Annotated in this window: 1 protein-coding gene; it reads right to left on the reverse strand. The window is 62.5% G+C overall.

Annotated features, from left to right (window positions below):
* Positions 1-432, reverse strand: a 432-nt coding sequence (locus L6D81_RS29350; RefSeq protein WP_236183001.1) for a calcium-binding protein, incomplete at both ends; no start/stop codon positions are given.

Raw genomic sequence — 432 nt, forward strand, 5'->3', positions numbered from 1 at the left:
AGACCCGGTCGTAGGCGGTCGGCGAGGCATCGGTCTCGATCACCACGTCGCCGACGTTGTCGACGTAGTAGGTATCGACACCGTCGCCGCCGATCATGGTGTCTGCGCCCAGACCGCCGTTGAGGGTGTTGGCGCCGCTGTTGCCGGTGAGGACGTTGTTCAGGCTGTTGCCGAACAGGTCGATAGCGGCGGAACCGGTCAATTGGCCGTCCTCGACATTGGTCGAGAGGGTATAGCTGACAGAAGTGCGGATCAGGTCACGGCCCTGGTTGGCGAGTTCGAGCACAGTGTCATTGGCGTTGTCGATCACATAGATGTCGTCGCCGAGGCCACCGGTCAGGGAGTCTGCGCCCTGGCCGCCGTCGAGGATGTTGTTGCCGTCGTTGCCGGTCAGGGTGTTGTTCAGACCGTTGCCAGTGCCGTTGAGGTTGG

This window comes from Pseudomonas sputi (genome assembly GCF_021603585.1).
Lineage (GTDB): Bacteria > Pseudomonadota > Gammaproteobacteria > Pseudomonadales > Pseudomonadaceae > Aquipseudomonas > Aquipseudomonas sputi.